Raw genomic sequence first — 21593 nt, 5'->3', positions numbered from 1 at the left:
GGTTGGTTTCCGCGAAAGGACGATCCGCTTTCTCCAGCGAGCCGTACACCTCGTCGGTCGACACATGCAGGAAGCGGAAGTCCTGTTTGCGGTCTTCGGCAAGCTCGTTCCAATAGGTCCGCACCGCTTCGAGCAGGCGGAACGTGCCGACGATATTCGTGTCGATGAAGGCCGCCGGGCCATGGATCGAGCGATCGACATGGGATTCGGCGGCAAGATGGACGATTGCCCGCGGCGCGTGCTCTTCCAGCAACGCAGAGATGACGGCGCTATCGCCGATATCGGCCTGTACGAAGATGTGCTGCGCCGTGCCCGCAAGCGTCTTCAGATTTTCCGGATTGCCCGCATAGGTCAGCTTGTCGATATTGACGACGATCTCGTCAGACGCGCCCAGCCAGTCCAGTACAAAATTGCTTCCAATGAAACCCGCACCGCCCGTTACGAAAATCGTCATGTCTTTGGCTCTCGAATTCGACCAGTCTCCCGCCGCGACAGGTGCAGACCCGACTTGCAGCATCTAGCGGCTACAGTGGTTTCAAATTCCGGTCAAATTGCAATTGGCAGTTACTTTTCCCGAACTTGATGGCAATCATGCGAATTCTGGAGAAATGGAAGATCTAGGGCCGCAATAGGCGGTCGTCGGAGCGCTCGATCAGCTTGGGCATGATGAGGGCTTGCAGCGTCTCGGGGGGCTCGCCTTCCATGCGGCGCAGGATATAGCTGCCGAGAAGCTCGCTCGGCTCGTGGATCGGCAGGAAATAGGTGGTGATGGGCGGAGCGAAATACTGGCTGACATTGAGATCGTCCGTCGCATTGATCACCGCATCGCGACCGTGCACGAGGCCGCGGGCGTGGAAACCTGAAAAGGCGCCCAGCGCCGAGGCTTCGTTGGCGCAGATATAAGCGGTCGGCGGTTCCGGCAGCCCGGACATCGTCAGGACGTTCTGGCGACCGAAGGCGGGGGTCAGGTGACCGTGAACGACGAGCGCCGGGTCGAAGGAAAGGCCGGCTGTTTCGAGGGCGCGGCGGTAGGCCTCAAAGCGGGTGATCGCATAGCTGAGTTCCGCCACCGGATTGACGAGCGCGATGCGGCGATGGCCGCGTTCGGCAAGGCGCGCGACCGAGAGCCGGATCATCTGCTCGTTGTCCGCATCGACAAAGGCGTGTGGGGCCTCATGGCTGGTCGTGCCGTAGGTAACGAAGGGAAAATCCGCCTCCTGCATGATGCGCACCCGCGGGTCGTCATCCCTCGTGCCAGTGACGATGATACCGTCGGCCTTCTTCAGCGAGACGATCTGCCGGATGGTGGCAAGGCTTTCCTCGAAATTGCGCACGGCATAGAGCGAGACGCGGTAGGGGCTTTCGTCCAGCGCCCAGGAAATACCGCTGAGCAGCTGGGCATATTCGACACCTTCCCACTCGTTCTGCTTCGGGCCGGGCGCGGTCATGATGGCGGCGACCTGATAGGTCTTGCCGGTGCGCAACTGAACGCCATGCATGTTGAGCTGGTAGCCGACACGCTCGGCTGCGGCGACGACGATGGCGCGCGTTTCCGGCCGCACCTGCGGGCTATCGTTCAGCGCTTTCGATACGGTGGCGATCGAAAGGCCCGTTTCCTGTGCGATGGTCTTGATCGTTGGTCTTTGCATCGCGTCTCGGCTCGCTACGGCTGGTCCTGACCGAGAAAGGCGGTCGGCAGAATTCAGGCTGGAGCCCCACTGCTCCGCGGGGGCATCGACAGTTTCTACCCTGCTATCCGGCTGCAACGGCAGGAGGCGGACCGTCAACCATATGATAAAAACGTTTAACCTGCTTGTAAAGCAGGAAAGACAGGAGAGAGCGATGCCGACGGGAACCCGCCGGCACCGGCAACCTCATCCCGCGCGAAAATGCTTGGAGAGCTTCAGGCCCTGAGCCTGATAGTTGGAACCGACGCCGGCCCCGTAGAGGCCCTCGGGCGCACCCAGCATGTGCTCGTAGACCAGGCGGCCGACGATCTGGCCATGATCGAGAATGAAGGGCACTTCGTGGCTGCGCACTTCCAGCACCGCGCGGCTGCCGGAGCCACCGGCCGGCGCATGGCCGAAACCGGGATCGAAGAAGCCGGCATAGTGCACGCGGAACTCGCCGACGAGCGGATCGAAGGGCGTCATTTCGGCGGCATAGAGCGGCGGTACGTGCACGGCCTCGCGCGAGACGAGGATGTAGAACTCATCCGGATCGAGGATCAGTTCGTTGCGGCCGCGACTGAACAGCGGCTCCCAGAAATCGAAGATATCGTGCTGGTTCTTGCGATCGACATCCACAACGGCGGTGTGGTGCTTGCCGCGATAGCCGATCAGGCCATCCGGCCCTGTGCCCTTGAGATCGATGGAGAGCGCAATGCCGCCGCCGGACACGTTGGGCGTTTCGCTGGCGACCAGCGTGTCGGTGCCGTGAAGGGCGAGCAGCTCGCTGTCGCCGAGCAAGGCATTGCCCTTACGGAACCGGATCTGCGACAGGCGCGAGCCGCGGCGCACGACGATGGGGAAGGTGCGCGGCGAGATTTCGAGATAGAGCGGGCCGGAATAGCCTGCCGGGATCTTGTCGAACTCCTGCGCGCGGTCGGTAATGACGCGGGTGAAGATATCGAGGCGGCCGGTCGAGCTCTTGGGGTTCGCCGAAGCGGCAAGCTCTGCCGGCAGGTCGAGGCTTTCCATCAGCGGCACGATATAGACGCAGCCCGTTTCCAGCACCGCCCCCTCGGAAAGGTCGACGACGTGCAGCTTCAGCCGGTCGAGCTTGTCCGAAACGAGGTTCGACGGCCCCGGAAGGAAGCTGGCGCGCACGCGAAAGGCCTTGCTGCCGAGGCGCAGGTCCAGGCTTGCCGGCTGGATCTGGTCGTCGTCGAGCGCGGCCTCGCTCTTCAGGCGGCCGCTTTCCAGCAAGCCGCGAATGGCGTTGTCCGCCAGAATGCCCGTGCTGCGCGTCGCAGAAGCCATGATACATACCGTCCTTATGCAGCATCGTCCTTCCCGAAGACCGGGACCTACACGTCGAAACGATGTCTTAGAGGGCCAGAACAAAACCAAATGCCGGCAATTGACGCAAGCGCGGCCAGGCAGTAATAGCAAAGTTATCCCGTGGTGATTTGGCCGGCCGGCTTGCAGCCACGTAAAACAAGTAGCTAAAAAGGCCGGGCTTCGGACCGGCCTGCTTTTGCGGCCGGTTTTTTTGTTTGAAGGCGACGATCAAATGAGCAAGTCCTGGCGCCCGGCTACCCAACTCGTTCACGGCGGAACCACCCGCTCGCATCACGGCGAAACCGCAGAAGCAATCTTCCTCACGCAGGGTTTCGTCTATGACACGTCGGCGGCGGCCGAAGCCCGTTTCAAGGGCGAGACGGACGGCTTCATCTACGCACGCTACGGCAGCCCGACCAATGACATGTTCGAAAAACGCATGTGCATGCTGGAAGGCGCCGAGGAGGCCCGCGCCACCGCCTCCGGCATGGCCGCCGTTGCCGCAGCGATCCTCTGCCAGCTGAAGGCCGGCGACCATATCGTCGCCGCACGCGCGCTCTTCGGCTCCTGCCGCTGGGTGGTCGAGACGCTCGCACCGAGATACGGCATTGAATGTACGCTGGTCGACGGCCGCGACCTCGCCAACTGGGAAAAAGCGATCCGGAAGAACACCAGGGTCTTCTTCCTCGAGAGCCCGACAAACCCGACGCTGGAAGTCATCGACATCGCCGGCGTTGCGAGGCTTGCCAACCAGATCGGCGCCAAGGTCGTCGTCGACAACGTGTTTGCGACGCCGCTCTTCCAGAAGCCGCTGGAACTCGGCGCCCATATCGTCGTCTATTCCGCCACCAAGCATATCGACGGCCAGGGCCGCTGCCTCGGCGGCGTCGTGCTTTCCGACAAGCAGTGGGTCGACGAACACCTGCAGGATTATTTCCGCCATACGGGTCCGGCCATGTCGCCGTTCAACGCCTGGACGCTCCTGAAGGGCATCGAGACGTTGCCGCTGCGCGTCAAGCAGCAGACCGAGAATGCAAGCCGCATCGCCGATCTCCTTGCCGACCACCAGCAGGTCGCCCGCGTGATCTATCCGGGCCGCAAGGATCATCCGCAGGCCGACATCATCGCCAAGCAGATGACGGGCGGCTCGACGCTGGTCTGCTTCGAGCTGAAGGGCGGCAAGGATGCGGCCTTCGCGCTGCAGGATGCGCTGGAGATCGTGAAGATCTCCAACAATCTCGGCGACGCCAAGAGCCTGATCACCCATCCGGCGACGACCACGCACAAGAACCTGACGGACGAGGCCCGCGCCGAACTCGGCATTTCAGGCGGCACCGTGCGCTTGTCTGCCGGTATCGAGGACAACGAAGACCTGCTCGAGGATTTTGCCCGCGCGCTTTCCAAGATCGGGGCGTGAACCGGCGCCATCAAGGCTAACGACGGGAAGGCGCCAGCCGAGCACGCTGGCGCCTTCTTTGCGTATTCTTGACGAAGCCATATTCCTGTAGAATAGCTGAATATAACGAGTTCAAGGCTTACCCATGTATCGTGCGCTGACCCGCGACATCGAAGTGACCGTAGAGCCATATTATCTGGCCGATCAGTCCGATCCCGACGACAGCCGCTATGTCTGGGGATACCGGGTGGTCATATCGAACCTGTCCGATATCGCCGTGCGGCTGGTGACGCGATACTGGAACATCACCGACCAGAACGGCCAGGTGGACGAGGTCAACGGGCCGGGCGTCATCGGCGAGCAGCCGGTGCTGCGCCCCGGCGATACCTACGAATATTCCTCGGGCTGCCCGCTCGAAACGCCGTCGGGCATCATGTTCGGCCGCTATAGGATGGAAGCGGAGAACGGCGAAGCCTTCGACGTCGCCATTCCCGCCTTCTCGCTGGACACGCCCGGACAGCCCCGCATCCTCAACTGAGGACGCCCGCCCTTACTGCGCCTGCGGCAGAACTTCCGCCGCCTCGAAACGATAGGTCGTCGAGCAGAACTCGCAGGTCACCGCGATCTCGCCCTTTTCGTCCGCCGTGTGCGCGATATCGTCTGCGCTGAGCCCCGCCAGCACGTCGTGCAGCTTCCCTCGCGAGCAGGAGCAGCGGTCGAAAACCCGCTGCGGCGGGTAGACACGCACGCCGCGCTCATGGAAGAGCCGGAACAGCAGCCGCTCGGTGCCGACAGTCGGATCCGTCAGTTCGTCCGCGTCGATCGTCTCGACCATCGCCCTGGCTTCCGCCCAGTTGTCGTCGTCATCGATCTTGTGACCGGCCTCGTCGCCGTCACCGCCCGGAAGGTCCGCGTGGCGCATGCGTTCTGGCGCGTGCGGCATGAACTGTGCGACCATGCCGCCGGCGCGCCAGCGATGGCGGGCATTGCCTGCCGGATCGCGGTCGTAAAGCTCGGCAACGCCGAGGCGCACCTTGGTCGGGATCTGCTCCGACTGGCGAAAATAGACGCCGGCAATCTCTTCCAGCGTATGGCCGTCGAGCGGCACGATGCCCTGATAGCGCTGGGTGTGCTGGCCCTGGTCGATGGTAAAGGCGAGGATACCGTGGCCGAGCAGCTCGTGCGGCTCCGTCTTGCCGGCGGAGATGGCGACGTCGAGCGCTGCCTGATCGAAGCGGGCATAGGCGCGGACATCCTGCGGCGCGGAGAAATCAGCGACGAGCAGATCGACGGGGCCGTCGCCCTTGGTCTGGACGATCAGCTTGCCCTGGAACTTCAGCGAGGTGCCGAGCAGCACGGTCAGCGTGATCGCCTCAGCAAGCAGCCGCGCGACCGGCGCCGGGTAATCGTGGCGACCTAGAATGCCGTCGAGCATGGGACCGAGCTGCACGGCACGGCCGCGCACGTCGAGGCCCTCCACCTGGAACGGCAATACTTGATCGTCTCCGGCAAAACCAGGCTCGCCGAGTTTCAGATCATTCTCAGCCATCATCATTCTGCTCCTTGCACGCCATAGGCCGCCGGGCCATGGGCCTGGCTGCTTCCGACCGGCGTTCTACCGTGATTGAGCGCTCCTGCCCCCGATCATTCCATATCGGACGGGCATGCGCCAGCGTCAGCGCCCTACGGCGCCTGTGATGGTCCCTAGATCGTGCCGCTTGCCGGTTTTTTCAAGACGGCGTCAGACGGCGCCGAAACACCAGGCAAGGATCGACTTCTGCGCATGCAGGCGGTTTTCCGCCTCGTCGAACACCACGGACTGCGGGCCGTCGATCACCTCGTCGGTGACTTCCTCGCCGCGATGGGCCGGCAGGCAGTGCATGAAGAGAGCGTCTTTGTTCGCCCGCGCCATCAGCTGCTCGTTGACCTGATAGGGCTGGAAGATGTTGTGGCCGCGAGCGCGGTGTTCCTGGTTCATCGACACCCAGGTGTCCGTGACGACAAGATCGGCGCCCTCGACAATCGCGTCGGCATCATGGCTGAGCAGGATGTTTCCGCCGTTGTCGCGCGCCCAGTTGAGAATCTTGTCGTCCGGTTCGGATCCCATCGGAACGGCCATCTTCATCGTGTAGCCGAAGCGGGCGGAGCCCTCCACGAAGGAGTGCAGCACATTGTTGCCGTCGCCGGTCCAGGCAATGGTCTTGCCCTTGGTGGAGCCACGGTGCTCCTCGAAGGTCATGATGTCGGCCATGATCTGGCAGGGATGGGTAAGATCCGTCAGGGCGTTGATGACAGGCACGGTGGCGTGTTCGGCAAGCTCGAGGAGGCGAGCATGGTCCGTCGTGCGGATCATGATGGCATCGACATAGCGCGACAGGACCTTGGCCGTGTCGCCGATCGTCTCGGCGCGGCCAAGCTGCATTTCGGTACCGGACAGGAACAGCGTCTCGCCGCCGAGCTGGCGCATGCCGACATCGAAGGAGACGCGCGTTCGGGTAGAGGGCTTCTCGAAGATCATCGCAAGCATCTTGCCGGCAAGCGGCTTGGCTTCCGTGCCGGCCTTGCTGGCGGCCTTGCGGGTATGTGCATCGTCCATGATGACGCGGAGATCGCTTTCCGAAACGGCGGAAAGGTCGAGAAAGTGCTTGGCCATGGTATGTCCTGTTGTCCCAGTCCCTTGATGCTGCAGCGTTTACGCGGCCCTCGCGGCCTCTACCAGTTTTTCCGCTGCCCGCTCGAGGCGGGCCAGCCCTTCGCGCGCTTCTTCCGCGGTGACGGTGAGCGGCGGCATGATACGCAGCACGTTGTCGCCTGCCGGCACGCCAAGCAGCTTTTCCGCGCGAACCGCCTTCAGCAGGTCCGCGACCGGAATCTTCGCCTTGACGCCGAGCAGCAGGCCTTCACCACGGATGTCCTCGATGATCTCCGGGAAGCGGTCCTTCAGCGCGGCCAGTCCCTGGCGGAAGACGAGCGCGACATCACGCACATGATCGAGGAACCCGTCCTCGAGAACGACGTCGAGCACGGCGTTGCCGACAGCCATGGCGAGCGGGTTGCCGCCATAGGTGGAACCGTGCGTGCCGGCGATCATGCCGGCGGCAGCCTCGCTCGTCGCAAGACACGCGCCGAGCGGAAAACCACCGCCGATGCCCTTGGCGACCGCCATGATATCGGGCGTGATGCCAGCTGCTTCATAGGCAAAGAGGCGGCCCGTGCGGCCGACGCCGGTCTGCACCTCGTCCAGAATGAGCAACAGGCCATATTCGTCGCAGAGCTGGCGCAGCTCCTGCATGAACTCCTTCGGCACGGGGCGGATACCGCCCTCGCCCTGTACCGGCTCGATCAGGATCGCCGCCGTCTCCTCGGTGATCGCATCCTTGACGGCGGCAATGTCGCCGAAGGGCAGCTTGAGGAAGCCGGGCGCCTTGGGGCCGAAGCCCTCGATGTATTTCTCCTGCCCGCCGGCCGCGATGGTCGCGATCGTACGGCCGTGGAAAGCGCCCTCGAAGGTGATGATGTGGAACTTGCCGGCATGGCCCCTGGCGAAATGATAGCGGCGCGCCGTCTTGATCGCGCATTCCAGCGCCTCGGCGCCCGAATTGGTGAAGAACACCTTGTCGGCGAAGGTCGCTTCCGTCAGCCGGCGGCCGAGGCTCTCCTGACCCGGAACCTCATAGAGGTTCGACAGGTGCCAGACCTTGTCGGCCTGATCCTTCAGCGCAGCGACGAGATGCGGATGGGCGTGGCCCAGCGAATTAACGGCGACGCCGGCTGCGAAGTCCAGATATCGCTCGCCATCTTCGGCGATCAGCCAGACGCCCTCCCCTCGCGTGAACCGGATCGGTGCACGCATATAGGTTTCATAGAGCGGCGCGGCATCGGCCATGGGCGGACCCTCCGAAAAGAGATGCGGAAAAAATGTGACAGCGACTTGACTTTTCCGGACGCCAGAAAAATCAAAAGCCGCCTCGCGGCGGCATGCGGCACTATCTGCATTTCACTTAGGGATGTCAACAAATCGCACCCCGAAATACCGCTGAACCTCCCGCAAGGGAAGGATTCACGGCACACAGTGAAGATGTCTCTATCGAGAGACACCGGGCCAGCAAGTTGGGGAAAACTCCGAAATCGATTCGCACCGATTCCCCCGACTCTTGTCACCGAGTCCCCCGGTCTCTAGGTTAAAGACTAATTACTAGACTGCATGCGGCGGAACTAGTCAGCAAGAGAGTTGAGGCGTTCAGATTCCGGACCCGTCCGGAATGCGATGAGGGATTCCCGCATAGCGAGCGTCGAGCGGAGACGGAAACATGAACTGGACAGACGAGCGGGTCGAGAAACTCACGAAGCTTTGGGCTGAGGGTCTGAGCGCGAGCCAGATCGCTGCACAGCTTGGCGGCGTCAGCCGCAATGCGGTGATCGGCAAGGTACACCGGCTCAACCTGCCTGGCCGCGCCAAGGCTGGCGGCACGCAGACGGCGTCGCGCCCGAAGCGCCCGGTCGCGGCGACACCGCGTCCGTCGAACTTCGCAGCCCGCCCGGCCACGACCCGCGCCGCTGTCCGCCCCGTCGGCAACGCGCTGCCCAAGGACGAGATCGACGTCGATTTCGAAACACAGAGCGAACAGCTTCCGGTTCCGGCCAACGGCAACAAGGTTGTCGTGCCGATGTCGCGCCGTCTGGAACTGACCGAGCTGACCGAGCGCACCTGCAAGTGGCCGATCGGCGACCCGCTGAACGACGACTTCCACTTCTGCGGCAACGAGTCCCCGGACAACTCGCCCTACTGCATCTATCACCAGCGCCTCGCCTATCAGCCCACGGCTGACCGTCGTCGGGCGCGGTAAGAACCGCTGAACATGGAATGAGATGCGGGCCCTTGGGGCCCGTTTTTCGTTTGGGCATATCTGAAAGCCCCCTCCCCCGTCTCCAGAAACGCAAACAGGCCCCGAAGGGCCCATTTCCGTCCTTGGGAGGAAATTCGGCGGCTCAGGTTTCCAGCGAATAGCCGGCGCCGCGGACCGTGCGGATGACGTCCTGCATGTTGGCGAAGTTGAGCGCCTTGCGCAGGCGTCCGACATGCACGTCGACAGTGCGCTCGTCCACGTAGATATCGTGGCCCCAGACACCGTCGAGAAGCTGCGAGCGCGAGAAGACGCGGCCGGGAGACGTCATCAGGAATTCCAGGAGGCGGAACTCCGTCGGCCCGAGGCGTACCTCACGGGTGCGCCGGTGAACGCGGTGCGTCTCGCGGTCGAGCTCGATGTCGCCGCAGCGCAGCAGCGTCGAGACGACCTCCGGCTTTGCCCGGCGCAGCATGGCGCGCACGCGGGCGACCAGTTCCGGCGTCGAGAAGGGTTTTACGACATAGTCGTCCGCGCCGGTGGCAAGCCCGCGCACGCGCTCGCTCTCCTCGCCGCGCGCCGTCAGCATGATGATCGGCAGGCGCTCGGTTTCCGGCCGCTGGCGCAGGCGCCGGCACAGCTCGATGCCCGAAACACCCGGCAGCATCCAGTCGAGGATCAGAAGATCCGGCATGCGCTCCTGCAAGCGCATCTCCGCCTCGTCACCGGACAGGATGGTATCGACCTCGAAGCCCTCGGCTTCGAGGTTGTAGCGCAGGAGGACGCTCAGCGCCTCCTCGTCTTCCACGACGGCAATTCTGGGGACCATGGAGCGAACTCCTACTCTCTTTTACTCGGAGACGTCGGAAGCGACGACGGACGTCGAGGTGTCGTCCTTCGGGCGTTCGCCTTCCGGCTGCGAGCCCGTCGCCATGTAGTAGATGGTTTCCGCGATATTCGTCGCGTGGTCGCCGATGCGCTCGATGTTCTTGGCGCAGAACAGCAGGTGCGTGCAGGGCGTGATGTTGCGCGGGTCTTCCATCATGTAGGTGAGGAGTTCGCGGAACAGCGAGGTGTAGATCGCGTCGATCTCGTCGTCGCGCTCGCGGATCGCTTTGGCCTTTTCGATCGAGCGCGTGGCATAGACGTCGAGCACTTCCTTCAGCTGCATCAGCGCAAGTTCCGCCAGATGCTCGAGGCCGCGGGCGAGCTTGCGGGGCATGCCCGAGCTTTGCACGGCGATGACGCGCTTGGCGGTGTTCTTGCCGAGGTCGCCGACGCGCTCCAGTTCGGCGGCGATGCGGATGGCGCCCATGATCTCGCGCAGGTCCGCCGCCATCGGCTGGCGCTTGGCGATGGTGACGATCGCCTTCTCGTTGATCTCGCGCTCGGCATTGTCGAGGATGACGTCTTCCGAGATCACCTTCTGGGCGAGCGCCGCATCGGTGCTGACAAGCGCGCGGACGGATTCGGACACCATCTGCTCGGCGGTGCCGCCCATTTCGGAGATGCGGCGGGAGAGGTACTTCAGTTCTTCGTCATAGATCGAGACGATATGGTGCGATGTCATGTTTCTATCCTTGATGCGCTCTAGGCCCGGGAATCCTGGCGACGGATGCGTCAGCCGAACCGGCCCATGATGTAGTCCTGCGTGCGCTGGTCGTCCGGGTTGGTGAACATCTTGTCCGTGTCGTTTTCCTCGACGAGGTTGCCGAGGTGGAACATGGCGGTGCGCTGCGAAACACGGGCCGCCTGCTGCATCGAGTGCGTCACGATGACGATCGTGAAGTTGGCGCGCAGCTCGTGGATCAGTTCCTCGACCTTGGCCGTCGCGATCGGGTCGAGCGCCGAACAGGGCTCGTCCATCAGGATGACTTCCGGGCTGACGGCAACGGCACGGGCAATGCAGAGGCGCTGCTGCTGGCCGCCGGACAGGCCGGTGCCGCTTTCGTGCAGGCGATCCTTCGCCTCGTTCCACAGTCCGGCCTTCTGCAGGCTGGATTCGACGATGGCGTCCATGTCGGCCTTCGTCTTGGCGAGGCCGTGAATGCGCGGGCCGTAGGCGACGTTCTCGTAGATCGTCTTCGGGAACGGGTTCGGCTTCTGGAAGACCATGCCGACGCGGGCACGCAGTTCCACCACGTCGATGCTCGGATCGTAGATGTCGTCCGTATCAAGGGTGATGCGACCGGTGACGCGGCAGCCGTCGATCGTGTCGTTCATGCGGTTCAGCGTGCGCAGGAACGTCGACTTGCCGCAGCCCGAAGGGCCGATGAGCGCCGTCACTGTGTTTTCGCGAACGTTGAGATTGACGTCATAGAGGGCGCGCTTCTCGCCGTAATAGACGGAAACGTCCTTGCCGATCATCTTGTAGGAAATGTCGTTCATTTTCTTGTCCAGCGCTTTCTCGACTGCTGCTTCTGACATGAAGTTCATCTGTCTGTTCCTTTACCAACGCCGTTCGAAGCGGCGGCGCAACAGGATTGCACCAACATTCATGAGGATGAGGAAGATGAGGAGCACGATGATGGCTCCCGACGTGCGCTCCACGAAGGCACGCTCGGCCTCGTTCGCCCACATGTAGATCTGCACCGGAAGAGCCGTTGCCGGATCCATCGGGCTTGCCGGGACGTCGGCGACGAAGGCGACCATCCCGATAAGAAGCAGCGGCGCGGTTTCGCCGAGTGCATGGGCAAGGCCAATGATCGTGCCCGTCAGGATGCCCGGCATGGCGAGCGGCAGGACGTGGTGGAACACGGTCTGCATCTTGGAGGCACCAAGGCCGAGAGCCGCCGAGCGGATCGAAGGCGGCACCGCCTTCAGCGCCGCGCGGGTCGCGATGATGATGGTCGGCAGCGTCATCAGCGTCAGCACCAGGCCGCCGACGAGGGCCGCCGAGCGCGGGAAGCCGGCGAAGTTCACGAAGACGGCAAGACCAAGCAGACCGTAGACGATCGACGGCACGGCCGCGAGGTTGTTGATGTTGACTTCGACCAGGTCGGTGAAGCGGTTCTTCGGGGCGAACTCTTCTAGATAGATCGAGGCGGCGACGCCGATCGGCAGCGAGAGCGCGAGCACGATCAGCATCATGTAGAGCGAGCCGATGATCGCGACGCCGACACCGGCAGCTTCAGGGCGGCTCGATGCGCCGTTGACGAAGAGGCCCGTATTGAAATGCTTGGCAAGCGCGCCGCTTTCGGCAAGCTGATTCATCCAGCCGACCTGGCGATCGGAAACCTTGCGGTTGCTCTCGGCAACCTCGAGATCGATCTGGCCCTTGAAGGCAGAATCGAGGTCGCCATGGGCAAGGAAGGTCACCTGCTGCGTCGTGCCGATGATCGAAGGATCCGCGGTGACGAGGTTGCGGAACTGAACGCGGACGCTGTCCGAGATCAGGCCATTGACCTGCTTCATCGCCGGGCGGTCGCTTTCGTCCACGCCCAGCACCTTGGCAAGCGCGTTGCGGGCGACGACCGGATAGTTGGCCGAAACCAGCTTTTGCGGATTGGTGGCGCGTTCGTTGTTCTTGTCGATGATCTCGGCCGAAAACTCGACGGGAATGGTGATCATCGTCTGCTGGAAGGCGGTGTAGCCCTTGGAAAACACCGAAAAAAGCAGAAGAAACAGGCAGAGGAGACCGAAGCCGATCGCCGCCATGCCGTAGAGGCGGAAGCGACGTTCGGCGGCGTAGCGGCGGCGAATGCCGATATCGCGGCGTTCGGGTTTGGCGGCTGCGCCGAGGGCGGCCATCGAAGGGCTCGTGGAGACCTGGCTCATTCGTACTGCTCCCGGTATTTGCGCACGATATAGAGGGCGTAGATGTTGAGGCAAAGCGTGATGGCAAAGAGCGTGATGCCGAGCGCGAAGGCCACAAGCGTCTGGGGCGAGGTGAATTCGAGGTCGCCCGTCAACTGGTTGACGATCTTGACCGTAACCGTTGTCATCGGCTCGAAGGGATTGAGCTGCATGCGGGCGGCGACGCCTGCGGCAAGCACCACGATCATGGTTTCACCGATGGCGCGCGAGGCGGTCATCAGGAGTGCGCCGACGATGCCCGGCAAGGCTGCCGGCAGGATGACGCGCTTGATCGTTTCCGAACGGGTGGCTCCGAGGCCAAACGAACCATCCCGCAGCGCCCGCGGCACGGCGGTGATGATATCGTCCGACAGCGAGGAAACGTAAGGGATCAGCATGATGCCCATGACGATGCCGGCGGTCAGAACGCTCTGCGCCTGGATGAAATTCGCATAGTTTCCGGTGACGAGACCGTTGAGCTGCGCCGAGATGTCCCGCAGGAACGGCCCCACCGTCATGAGAGCGAAAAAGCCGTAGACGATGGTCGGGATGCCGGCGAGCACTTCCAGCAGGGGCTTGGCGATCGAGCGGACCGTTCGCGAAGCATATTCCGACATGTAGATCGCCGCGAACAGGCCCACGGGCACGGCGACCAGCATGGCGACAAAGCCGATGTAGAGCGTGCCGGCGAGCAGCGGGATCAGGCCGAACTGGCCGGAAGAGTCCGTTGCGCCGGCCGCGGCAAAGCGCGGATCCCAGGTCGTGCCGAAGAAGAACTCCCAGGCAGGCACCATGTTGAAGAAGTGGATCGCTTCCGTCGCCATCGAGGCGACGATGCCGATCGTCGTCAGGATGGCGATCGAGGACGCACCGATAAGCCCGACCAGCATCACGCCCTCGACGCGGTTGCGGGCCCGGAACTTCGGCGCGATCGAGCGATAGGCCAGCAAGGCGCCAGCGATTGCCGCAACGATGACGAGGATCGTCAGGAAAGTGCTGCTGGCCGTCGTCATGCGGTTGAGATGATCGGCAGACGTCAGCATGTATTGCGCGGGATCGGCCGCGAGCGGCACGCCCTTGGCTCCGAGCACCGCACGGGCGGTGCTGCTATCGGCAAACAGCGCATCGCGCTCTTCCGCCGACAGCAAGCGCAGGCCGCGAGCGATGGCGCCGATCATGTTGTAGTTGAGGTTCTGCGTCGCCTGCGGCTGGGCCTTCACCTCATCGGGAAACTCGCCACGCACCGTCGAGCTGATGTAGATCGGGCTTGCGATGATCCAGACGAGCAGCACGAGGATAGCCGGCAGCATGGACCAGATGGCCACGAAGGAGCCGTAATAACCCGGCCGGGAATGCAAATTAGAAAGTTTTCCGCCGGCAAGCGCGTTGGCGCGCCAGCTGCCAATCAGATAGCCCGCCACGCCGATGACGGCGACGGTGAGCAGAAGAAGGGAAATGCTCATTTAGGAAATTCTCCCGGCGAGATCATCCGCACTGTCATTTGTTTCACGCAAACCCGGAAGCAAAACCGCTCCGAACCTGCCTTGAGCGTACCAATGCCCGCTCCGACCGTTCGACAAGGCGCCCCATTCCCGATCGAAGAACATGACGTAGGCGAAATCCCCCGAAGGGGACGGCCGGCGCGACATCTCCAGGAGACGTCGCGCCGGCCTTGTCAATTACATGACCTTGCCGTCAGCGAAAGCCTTGCGGGTGTCTTCGCGCTCGGCGTCCGGAGCCGCGACGAGGCCGTATTCAGCCAGCGGAGAGTCCGGGCCGACCATGTCGTCGCTCGTGAAGAATTCGACATATTCCTTCAGGCCCGGGATGACGCCGAGATGCGCCTTCTTGACGTAGAAGAACAGCGGGCGGGAAACCGGGTATTCGCCGGAAGCGATCGTCTCGGTCGACGGAACAATACCATTGACGGTAGCGACCTTCAGCTTGTCCGCGTTGTTTTCGTAGAAGGAGAGGCCGAACACGCCGATACCGGACTTGTTGGCGGCGATACGGGCAAGCGTTTCCGTGTAGTCGCCGTCGATGTCGACAGCCAGGCCGTCCTTGCGAACGGCGACGCACTTGGAATGCTGTTCCTTTTCGTCGGCAACGGCGGCCTTGATGACGTCCTGGGCGCCGGAAGCCTTGCAGCCTTCAGCAAGGATCTTCTCTTCGAAGACTTCGCGGGTGCCGTGCTTTTCGCCCGGGATATAGGCGGCGATTTCGGCGTCCGGCAGGTCCTTGTTGACTTCCGACCACTTCTTGTAGGGGTTGGCGACGAGCTTGCCGTCTACGACGACTTCACCGGCGAGCCCGAGGTAGAGGTCCTTCGGCTCAAGCTTGAGGTCGGCATTGCCGGCATCGGTGGCGAAGACGATGCCGTCATAACCGATGCGGACTTCCTGGATCTCGGTAACGCCGGCAGCCTTGCAGGCCTCTACTTCACTGGCCTTGATCGCGCGCGAGGAGTTGGCGATGTCGATGGTTTCCGGGCCGACGCCCTTGCAGAATTCCTTCAGGCCGCCGGAAGAGCCGCCGGATTCGACGATCGGGGTCTTGAAGTCGGGATAGGTCTCGCTGAACGTCTCGGCAACGATCTTGGCATAGGGAAGAACGGTGGAGGAGCCGGCGATCTGGACCTGGTCGCGCGCAACGGCAACGCCTGCGAATGCGGCGGAGGCAACGAGCGCCGCAACAGTGAGCTTAAGAGATTTCATCTGGGTTCTCCCGAAGAGGACTTGTGTTGGAAGCGCTGTTCGCGCTCTCTGCCGCTGACCGGCGGCTTTTCTCTACCCCCCGATCGCCCTCTCTTTTATGTCAGTTTGACGAAACATTTGTGACAGGCCATACCGTTGAAATATATCACATATTTCAATCGACGCGACGATGCCGGCGCTCTTTGTGTCAGAACTTGACGGTAAAGACCGTGCCTTTGCCCACCTCGGACTTCACCACGAGGCGCGCCCGATGGCGGGTGAGGATGTGTTTGGCTATGGCAAGACCGAGGCCTGTACCCTTCTTGGAGCGGCTCGCCTCCACATTCACCCGGTAGAAGCGCTCGGTGATGCGCGGTACGTGCTCGGGCGGAATTCCCGGGCCGTAGTCGGTGACGGAGAACTCGACGGGCACGCCGTCAGCGCCACCCGACAGCACCACGTCCACCCGCTTGCCTTCCTGGCCGTATTTGCAGGCGTTCTCGATAAGATTCTCGAAGACCTCGACCAGTTCGTCCCGGTCGCCGGGAACGGCAACGGGGTGCTTCGGCAAATCCATTACGATCTCGACGCCAAGATCGCCCGCCAGCGGTTGCAGGCTGTCGCGCACATGGCCCAGCAGCGGCACGAGATCGACCATCTGGTCGGGCGTCAGGTTGGAGCGCAGCTCGAGGCGGGAGAGCGAGAGAAGGTCGTCGACAAGGCGGCTCATGCGCGTTGCCTGCTCGTGCATGATGCCGAGAAACCGCTCATGCGCCTTGAGGTCGTTCCTTGCCGGGCCTTGCAGCGTCTCGATGAAACCGCGCAGCGAGGCGAGCGGCGTGCGCAGCTCATGGCTGGCATTGGCGACGAAATCGGAACGCATGCGCTCGATCCGTCGGGCCTGAGAGACGTCCCGGAAGGTCAGGAGCCAGAGCGGCTCGGTCGTGGGACCGGCCAGCGGGGCGATACGCACGACGTAGACCGTCTCGGAGGGGAGCCGCTCGGCATGTTCGATCTCGCGCGGTTGCCCGGAGCCGATAGCGTCGCGCACCATATCGAGAATGCCGGGCGAGCGAATACGGCCGGCAAGATCGCTGCCCTGCGCGATGGCGCCGAAAATCGATTCCGCCGCGCGGTTCTGCAGCTTCACCGTCTCACGGGCCGACAGCAGGAGCGCCGGCGCATCGAGTGCGCCCAGAACGGCCGAGATCGCCGTCAGGTCGTCCGATAGCGGCCCGGTCTCGACAACCGGCGCGACGGGCGCCGCCATGGCCCTGTCCGCCGTGCCCGCAACGCGCCGTTCCGTGCGCATGAGGCCTGCGATGACGAGCAGGAGGACGGCAAAGGACACCCAGCCGAGATGAAGGCCGGCGAGCCACATCATGAAACCGACGAAGACGGCCGAGGCGACAAGAACGCGTTCGTTCCACAGTTGCGCCGTCAGCCAGCCGAGGCCCGTCCGCTGATCCGTCACAGCCACCCATTCCCTTGCCAGCATGGTATCCTCCGCACCTCCATTGATTCTCCATGGATAGCGCGGCTTCATGACATGTTTTCCATGGCCCGCTTGAATTCGCAATCCGGTTGTGGCCACCTTCGCGAATGCGGCGCACGCCGTACCCCGATATTTCAAGGAGCGGACGATGGCGGAAAAGGTCGAAAGCCGGGCTGTGGAACTGGATGTCCACGGCAAGAAGCGGGTGTTCGATATCGATGACCCGGTACTTCCGGACTGGATCGAGGAGAAGGCGTTCAGCTCCGACGACTATCCCTACGACAAGAAACTGGACAGCAATGAATATGAAAAGACGCTGAAACTCCTCCAGATCGAACTCGTCAAGGTCCAGTTCTGGCAGCAGAAGACGGGCAAGCGCATCATGGCCGCCTTCGAGGGGCGCGATGCCGCCGGCAAGGGCGGCGCGATCCATGCCACCATGTCCTACATGAACCCGCGCTCCGCCCGCATCGTCGCGCTGACAAAGCCGACCGGGACCGAGCAGGGCCAGTGGTATTTCCAGCGCTATGTCGCGACCTTTCCGACGGCGGGCGAATTCGTGCTGTTCGACCGCTCCTGGTACAACCGCGCCGGCGTCGAGCCAGTCATGGGCTTCTGCACGCCGGAGCAGTACGAGAAATTCCTGAAGGAGACGCCGCGCTTCGAGAAGATGGTCGTCTCCGACGACATCCACCTCTTCAAGTTCTGGCTCAATATCGGCCGCGAAATGCAGCTCAAGCGCTTCCACGACCGCCGTCACGATCCGCTCAAGGTCTGGAAACTCTCGCCAATGGATATCGCCGCCCTCAACAAGTGGGGCGACTATTCGCAAAAGCGCGACCGCATGCTGAAGGAAACCCATACGGACCACGCGCCCTGGACCGTGATCCGCGCCAACGACAAGCGCCGCGCGCGCATCAAGCTGATCCGCCACATCCTCAAGACGCTCGACTATGAGGGCAAGGACAAGAAGGCCATCGGCGAGATCGACGACAGGATCGTCGGCTCGGGTCCCGGCTTCCTCAAATAGATCGACGGCTCATTCACCCGGCAGGATGCGAACGGCATAGAGGTTGACGCTCGCCTTCCCGCCGGTGATGTCGCTGTTCAAGAGGAGGTGTCCCGCCGCATTCGGCGCGAGCGAGCGGTCGAATTCCACCCGGAACAGGATGTCGGTGCGCTCCGACACGGTGAAGCGGTGGCGTCCGCAGCCGCCCATGGTGGAAAAATCGCATTCGACGGTAATATGCACCGGCTTGTCGCCGGCCGACTGCACGGAGAGTGCCACCGTCGAGCTCTTGCCGCCCATTTCGCCGAGGATTTCCGGCGAGACCTCGATGCGCACCGCGCCGTCGCGCTCCGGGTCGGTCGAGGTGACGCGCACGGCGGGGCCTTCATTCGTGCTGATGGATTCGAAACGGCCCGCCGCGCCAGCCGAAATCCTTGCCGTATCGCCCGGCGAGTAGACCGCGCGCCAATCGGAGGAGAAGCGGCTCTGGGTATCGAGCGCCTTCTTGATCGGATCCTCGCCCGAAAAATCATCGCCCGAGACGCGGGCCGGCGGCGTGGAATTGTCGCCGCGGTTCTTCAGGTCATCGAGCAGCCCGCTCGTCTGCATCCACCAGGCCAGCGCGCCGAGGGCGGCAATCAAGGTCGCGACGACCAGCAGGAAGGAGAACAGGCGGCCGCGGCGCTTACGGGCCTTGGCAACGCGCTCCGGGCGGAAATCCGACGCTTCGCTCGTGCGCGCGCTGCTTTTCGGCATGGCGGCTTCGTCGCTTCTGGCAAAACCATCCTGCCGCTCGGGCCGAATCGCGCCGATGTCGCCGGCCGTCGCGGTCGCCCGTTCGGCTTCCAGACGCGGTTCGGCATCGATCCTCGGCTCGGCGCGCAGCACCGGTTCGGGCCGCGCTTCGGCTACCGGCTCGACGCGGACCTCGCGGGCGGCGGCGGCGAGCTGCGCCCGCTCCTCGCCCTCGATCTGGTGAATGGTGGCTTCCAGCCGGTGGCGCTGCGCCGAGATTGCCTCGGGATCGTTGATCTCCTGCTTGCGCAGGCCCGCTTCCAGCGCATTGCGCGCCGACTGGTAGATACGCGCCCGAACTTCGGCATTGGCGCGTTCCGAGCGCGCCAGCGCGTTCCTGATTGCCGTTTCCAGTCCGCTCACATCAGACCCTTCTGCGGGCGCCACCAGATTCGGCAGCGACGATACACCTGTGGAAAGAGCCTTACTTTCCGGCTTTTGTTAGTTTTTGCGTAACGTTTGCCGGGAATTTGCGCAAGGCTTGTGGCCGAAAGTGTCGTGCTTCTCGGGGGATAAGCCCTGCGGCGGGGCTCCAGGCCACGCACTTCGGTCCTCCCGGAGGGCGTGGCGCTCCCTGACCAGCAGGGAGCGAAGCCCGATTTCCCGGCCGGATTTTCGGCCCGGCGCGACCAGGCGCCAGCGCCGGCCCCTCGCGCCCAGCATCCGGATGCGTCTGCCCGACACACCCGCCACAACCCTGCGAATTCCTGCATCCCGGCACCCCTTTTCAGAGGGATCACTCGCTGCTATGGTTTTGACGTTTTCGTAAACGTCAAAATTAAGACTGGACTTCCGTCATGGCCCTGCCCGCGATTCTCAAGGACAAGTTGCGCCTGCCCGTCGTCGGCGCACCGCTCTTCATCATCTCGCATCCCGCATTGACCCTCGCACAGTGCAAGGCCGGTGTGCTAGGCGCCTTCCCGGCCCTGAATGCGCGCCCGGAATCCCAGCTCGACGAATGGCTGGCGGAAATCACGGAAGGCCTTGCCGCGCACGACGCGAAGAACCCCGACCGCCCTGCCGCGCCCTTTGCCGTCAACCAGATCGTCCACCGCTCCAACAAGCGGCTCGAGCACGACCTGATGATGTGCGTGAAGTACAAGGTGCCGGTGGTGATCTCCTCGCTCGGCGCCGTGCCGGAGGTCAATGCCGCAATCCACTCCTATGGCGGCATCGTGCTGCACGACGTCATCAACAACCGCCACGCCAGCTCAGCGATCCGCAAGGGCGCCGACGGCCTGATCGCCGTCGCCGCCGGCGCGGGCGGCCATGCCGGCACGCTCTCGCCCTTCGCGCTGGTGCAGGAAATCCGCGAGTGGTTCGACGGGCCGCTTCTGCTTTCCGGCGCGATCGCCACCGGCGGGGCGATCCTTGCAGCGGAAGCCATGGGGGCCGACATGGCCTATATCGGCTCCCCCTTCATCGCGACCAGCGAGGCGCGCGCGAGCGATGACTACAAGCAGATGATCGTCGACAGCGCCGCCGCCGACATCGTCTATTCCAACTATTTCACCGGCATCCACGGCAACTACCTGAAGCCCTCTATCGCGAGCGCCGGCATGGATCCCGATCAGCTGCCCGAAGCCGATCCGTCAAAGATGGATTTCGAGGCGGCCACCACCGGCGCAAAAGCCTGGAAGGACATCTGGGGCTGCGGCCAGGGTATCGGCGCGGTCAAGGCCATCGGCCCCGTCGAGGATCTCGTCAGCCGGATGGAGCGGGAATATATTGCCGCCAAGGCCCGCATCACCGCCACCTGAACAGGGCATGAGGCTCTTCCGCACGGGAAAAATGCGGAAGTTGAAACAACGCGCTTGAAATCTCCGTCCATTGCGGTTATCAGCGCACCCATTCCGGTCCCGACACGCTTCGGGACTCGCGAAAGCCGCTTTAGCTCAGTCGGTAGAGCACGTCATTCGTAATGACGGGGTCAGGTGTTCGAGTCACCTAAGCGGCACCACTTTCTTCCAAAGACAAATTCGTCCGGCCAATGCATTCATCCTGCATGAGCCTAACCGCGCTCCAGCAGTATCTTGCAGTTCTGGCGCGTCGATTTGCCAGAGATCGTGTTCGCGTCCAGTTTGACGACGTAGTCGAAGGTGTCGGGTCTGGCGGTGACGATCATGTAGGTGGCGGGTGATTCGTCCGTCGGCGCAGGACTTATCTGCGCCTCATCGGTCCCCGTCGCGGCGCCGCTGTAGTCCCACTTGCCCTTGCCCACTCTGCCGAATTGCTCGCTGACCGAGAAGGTGATCGAGAACTGGCGACGGCCGCAGGCGACGCTGCCGAGCCAGGCCCCGACAAGATCGCCGTTCCCGGCCGTGGCCTCCGATGAAGCCGTGCTCTGCCGCAAGCGGGAAATCTCGCGCTCAAGTTCGCGGATGATGCCCTTCAGGCGGTCGATTTCCACCTGGGTATCGTTCCCGCCGGTGCGCGGGCCGCTCGGGCCACTGGCATCGAAATCCTGCGCGGCAACCGGCAGGGCGGCAAGAAAAACGGATGCTGCTGCGATCAACCCGACGATGCGCATGTTCACCACCTCGGTGGCAACATTCGCTCATCTG

General features: G+C 63.2%; 20 protein-coding genes, 1 tRNA gene and 1 riboswitch. Of the genes, 6 read left to right on the top strand and 15 right to left on the bottom strand.

Annotated elements, in window-relative coordinates; translation table 11 throughout:
- The 3 genes from WA950_RS07120 to WA950_RS07110 all read right to left on the bottom strand — a co-directional run.
- On the bottom strand, window positions 1-454 hold a 454-nt coding region (locus tag WA950_RS07120), incomplete at its 3' end, for a GDP-mannose 4,6-dehydratase (protein ID WP_424550986.1).
- A gap of 163 nt (window positions 455-617) precedes the next feature.
- Window positions 618-1649, bottom strand: a complete 1032-nt coding sequence (locus WA950_RS07115; RefSeq protein WP_424550985.1) for a LacI family DNA-binding transcriptional regulator — start codon at window positions 1647-1649, stop codon at window positions 618-620.
- Between the two features lie 225 nt (window positions 1650-1874).
- Complete coding sequence (locus WA950_RS07110) at window positions 1875-2981, bottom strand: 2'-deoxycytidine 5'-triphosphate deaminase (protein ID WP_424550984.1); 1107 nt, start codon at window positions 2979-2981, stop codon at window positions 1875-1877.
- Between the two features lie 131 nt (window positions 2982-3112).
- Window positions 3113-3191: riboswitch (SAM riboswitch) on the top strand.
- Window positions 3192-3234: 43 nt separating this feature from the next.
- On the opposite strand from WA950_RS07110, the gene WA950_RS07105 reads away from it, so the two are divergent.
- Together WA950_RS07105 and apaG are read left to right on the top strand one after the other, a co-directional pair.
- On the top strand, window positions 3235-4419 hold the full coding sequence (locus tag WA950_RS07105; RefSeq protein ID WP_424550983.1) for an O-succinylhomoserine sulfhydrylase: 1185 nt from the start codon (window positions 3235-3237) through the stop codon (window positions 4417-4419).
- Window positions 4420-4543: 124 nt separating this feature from the next.
- Window positions 4544-4936, top strand: coding sequence for a Co2+/Mg2+ efflux protein ApaG (gene apaG, locus WA950_RS07100; RefSeq protein ID WP_424550982.1), 393 nt, complete (start codon window positions 4544-4546; stop codon window positions 4934-4936).
- Window positions 4937-4948: 12 nt separating this feature from the next.
- Here apaG and WA950_RS07095 read toward each other — a convergent pair whose 3' ends face one another.
- From WA950_RS07095 to WA950_RS07085, 3 genes are all read right to left on the bottom strand, one after another.
- The gene (locus WA950_RS07095; RefSeq protein ID WP_424550981.1) at window positions 4949-5947 is read right to left on the bottom strand and encodes an Hsp33 family molecular chaperone; all 999 of its coding nucleotides are present in this window, start codon (window positions 5945-5947) and stop codon (window positions 4949-4951) included.
- A gap of 192 nt (window positions 5948-6139) precedes the next feature.
- Window positions 6140-7051 carry an ornithine carbamoyltransferase gene (gene argF / locus WA950_RS07090; protein WP_424550980.1) on the bottom strand — a complete coding sequence of 304 codons (912 nt, stop codon included), beginning with the start codon at window positions 7049-7051 and terminating at the stop codon, window positions 6140-6142.
- Between the two features lie 39 nt (window positions 7052-7090).
- Entirely contained in the window at window positions 7091-8284 is a 1194-nt protein-coding gene (locus tag WA950_RS07085; RefSeq protein ID WP_424550979.1) for an aspartate aminotransferase family protein, read from the bottom strand.
- A 424-nt stretch (window positions 8285-8708) separates the two neighbouring features.
- Here WA950_RS07085 and WA950_RS07080 point away from each other — a divergent pair, with 424 nt between their 5' ends.
- Window positions 8709-9245: a GcrA family cell cycle regulator gene (locus tag WA950_RS07080; RefSeq protein ID WP_424550978.1), complete on the top strand. Its 537-nt coding sequence runs from the start codon at window positions 8709-8711 to the stop codon at window positions 9243-9245.
- 142 nt (window positions 9246-9387) lie between these two features.
- On the opposite strand, the gene phoB is transcribed toward WA950_RS07080, so the two are convergent.
- The 7 genes from phoB to phoR all read right to left on the bottom strand — a co-directional run bounded on the left by phoB (window position 9388) and on the right by phoR (window position 17225).
- Window positions 9388-10071 (bottom strand): phosphate regulon transcriptional regulator PhoB, encoded by a 684-nt coding sequence (phoB, locus tag WA950_RS07075; RefSeq protein ID WP_424550977.1) that lies wholly within the window; start codon window positions 10069-10071, stop codon window positions 9388-9390.
- Window positions 10072-10092: 21 nt separating this feature from the next.
- Window positions 10093-10812, bottom strand: a complete 720-nt coding sequence (gene phoU / locus WA950_RS07070; RefSeq protein WP_424550976.1) for a phosphate signaling complex protein PhoU — start codon at window positions 10810-10812, stop codon at window positions 10093-10095.
- Window positions 10813-10862: 50 nt separating this feature from the next.
- The gene (pstB, locus tag WA950_RS07065; RefSeq protein WP_424550975.1) at window positions 10863-11678 is read right to left on the bottom strand and encodes a phosphate ABC transporter ATP-binding protein PstB; all 816 of its coding nucleotides are present in this window, start codon (window positions 11676-11678) and stop codon (window positions 10863-10865) included.
- Between the two features lie 12 nt (window positions 11679-11690).
- Window positions 11691-13019, bottom strand: coding sequence for a phosphate ABC transporter permease PstA (pstA, locus tag WA950_RS07060; RefSeq protein ID WP_424550974.1), 1329 nt, complete (start codon window positions 13017-13019; stop codon window positions 11691-11693).
- Window positions 13016-14500: a phosphate ABC transporter permease subunit PstC gene (gene pstC, locus WA950_RS07055; protein WP_424550973.1), complete on the bottom strand. Its 1485-nt coding sequence runs from the start codon at window positions 14498-14500 to the stop codon at window positions 13016-13018. Before pstC ends, pstA begins: the two co-directional genes overlap by 4 nt.
- 216 nt (window positions 14501-14716) lie before the next feature.
- Window positions 14717-15751 (bottom strand): PstS family phosphate ABC transporter substrate-binding protein, encoded by a 1035-nt coding sequence (locus tag WA950_RS07050; RefSeq protein ID WP_424550972.1) that lies wholly within the window; start codon window positions 15749-15751, stop codon window positions 14717-14719.
- Between the two features lie 187 nt (window positions 15752-15938).
- A complete protein-coding gene (gene phoR / locus WA950_RS07045) occupies window positions 15939-17225 on the bottom strand; it encodes a phosphate regulon sensor histidine kinase PhoR (protein ID WP_424551003.1) in 1287 nt (428 codons plus the stop codon).
- 148 nt (window positions 17226-17373) lie between these two features.
- Here phoR and ppk2 point away from each other — a divergent pair, with 148 nt between their 5' ends.
- The gene (ppk2, locus tag WA950_RS07040) at window positions 17374-18255 is read left to right on the top strand and encodes a polyphosphate kinase 2 (RefSeq protein ID WP_424550971.1); all 882 of its coding nucleotides are present in this window, start codon (window positions 17374-17376) and stop codon (window positions 18253-18255) included.
- A gap of 9 nt (window positions 18256-18264) precedes the next feature.
- Here ppk2 and WA950_RS07035 read toward each other — a convergent pair whose 3' ends face one another.
- Entirely contained in the window at window positions 18265-19392 is a 1128-nt protein-coding gene (locus WA950_RS07035) for a biotin transporter BioY (protein ID WP_424550970.1), read from the bottom strand.
- 434 nt (window positions 19393-19826) lie between these two features.
- Here WA950_RS07035 and WA950_RS07030 point away from each other — a divergent pair, with 434 nt between their 5' ends.
- Both WA950_RS07030 and WA950_RS07025 read left to right on the top strand, forming a co-directional pair.
- Window positions 19827-20789: an NAD(P)H-dependent flavin oxidoreductase gene (locus WA950_RS07030; RefSeq protein ID WP_424550969.1), complete on the top strand. Its 963-nt coding sequence runs from the start codon at window positions 19827-19829 to the stop codon at window positions 20787-20789.
- A 124-nt stretch (window positions 20790-20913) separates the two neighbouring features.
- A tRNA-Thr gene (locus WA950_RS07025) sits at window positions 20914-20989 on the top strand.
- A gap of 51 nt (window positions 20990-21040) precedes the next feature.
- Here the strand turns inward: WA950_RS07025 and WA950_RS07020 are convergent.
- Window positions 21041-21559, bottom strand: a complete 519-nt coding sequence (locus WA950_RS07020; RefSeq protein WP_424550968.1) for a hypothetical protein — start codon at window positions 21557-21559, stop codon at window positions 21041-21043.
- Window positions 21560-21593: the final 34 nt, after the last annotated feature.

The organism is Shinella sp. (assembly GCF_049651085.1).
Classification (GTDB): domain Bacteria; phylum Pseudomonadota; class Alphaproteobacteria; order Rhizobiales; family Rhizobiaceae; genus Shinella.
Note: the sequence above shows the minus strand (reverse complement) of the source record. Positions and strands in the feature narration are given on the sequence as shown.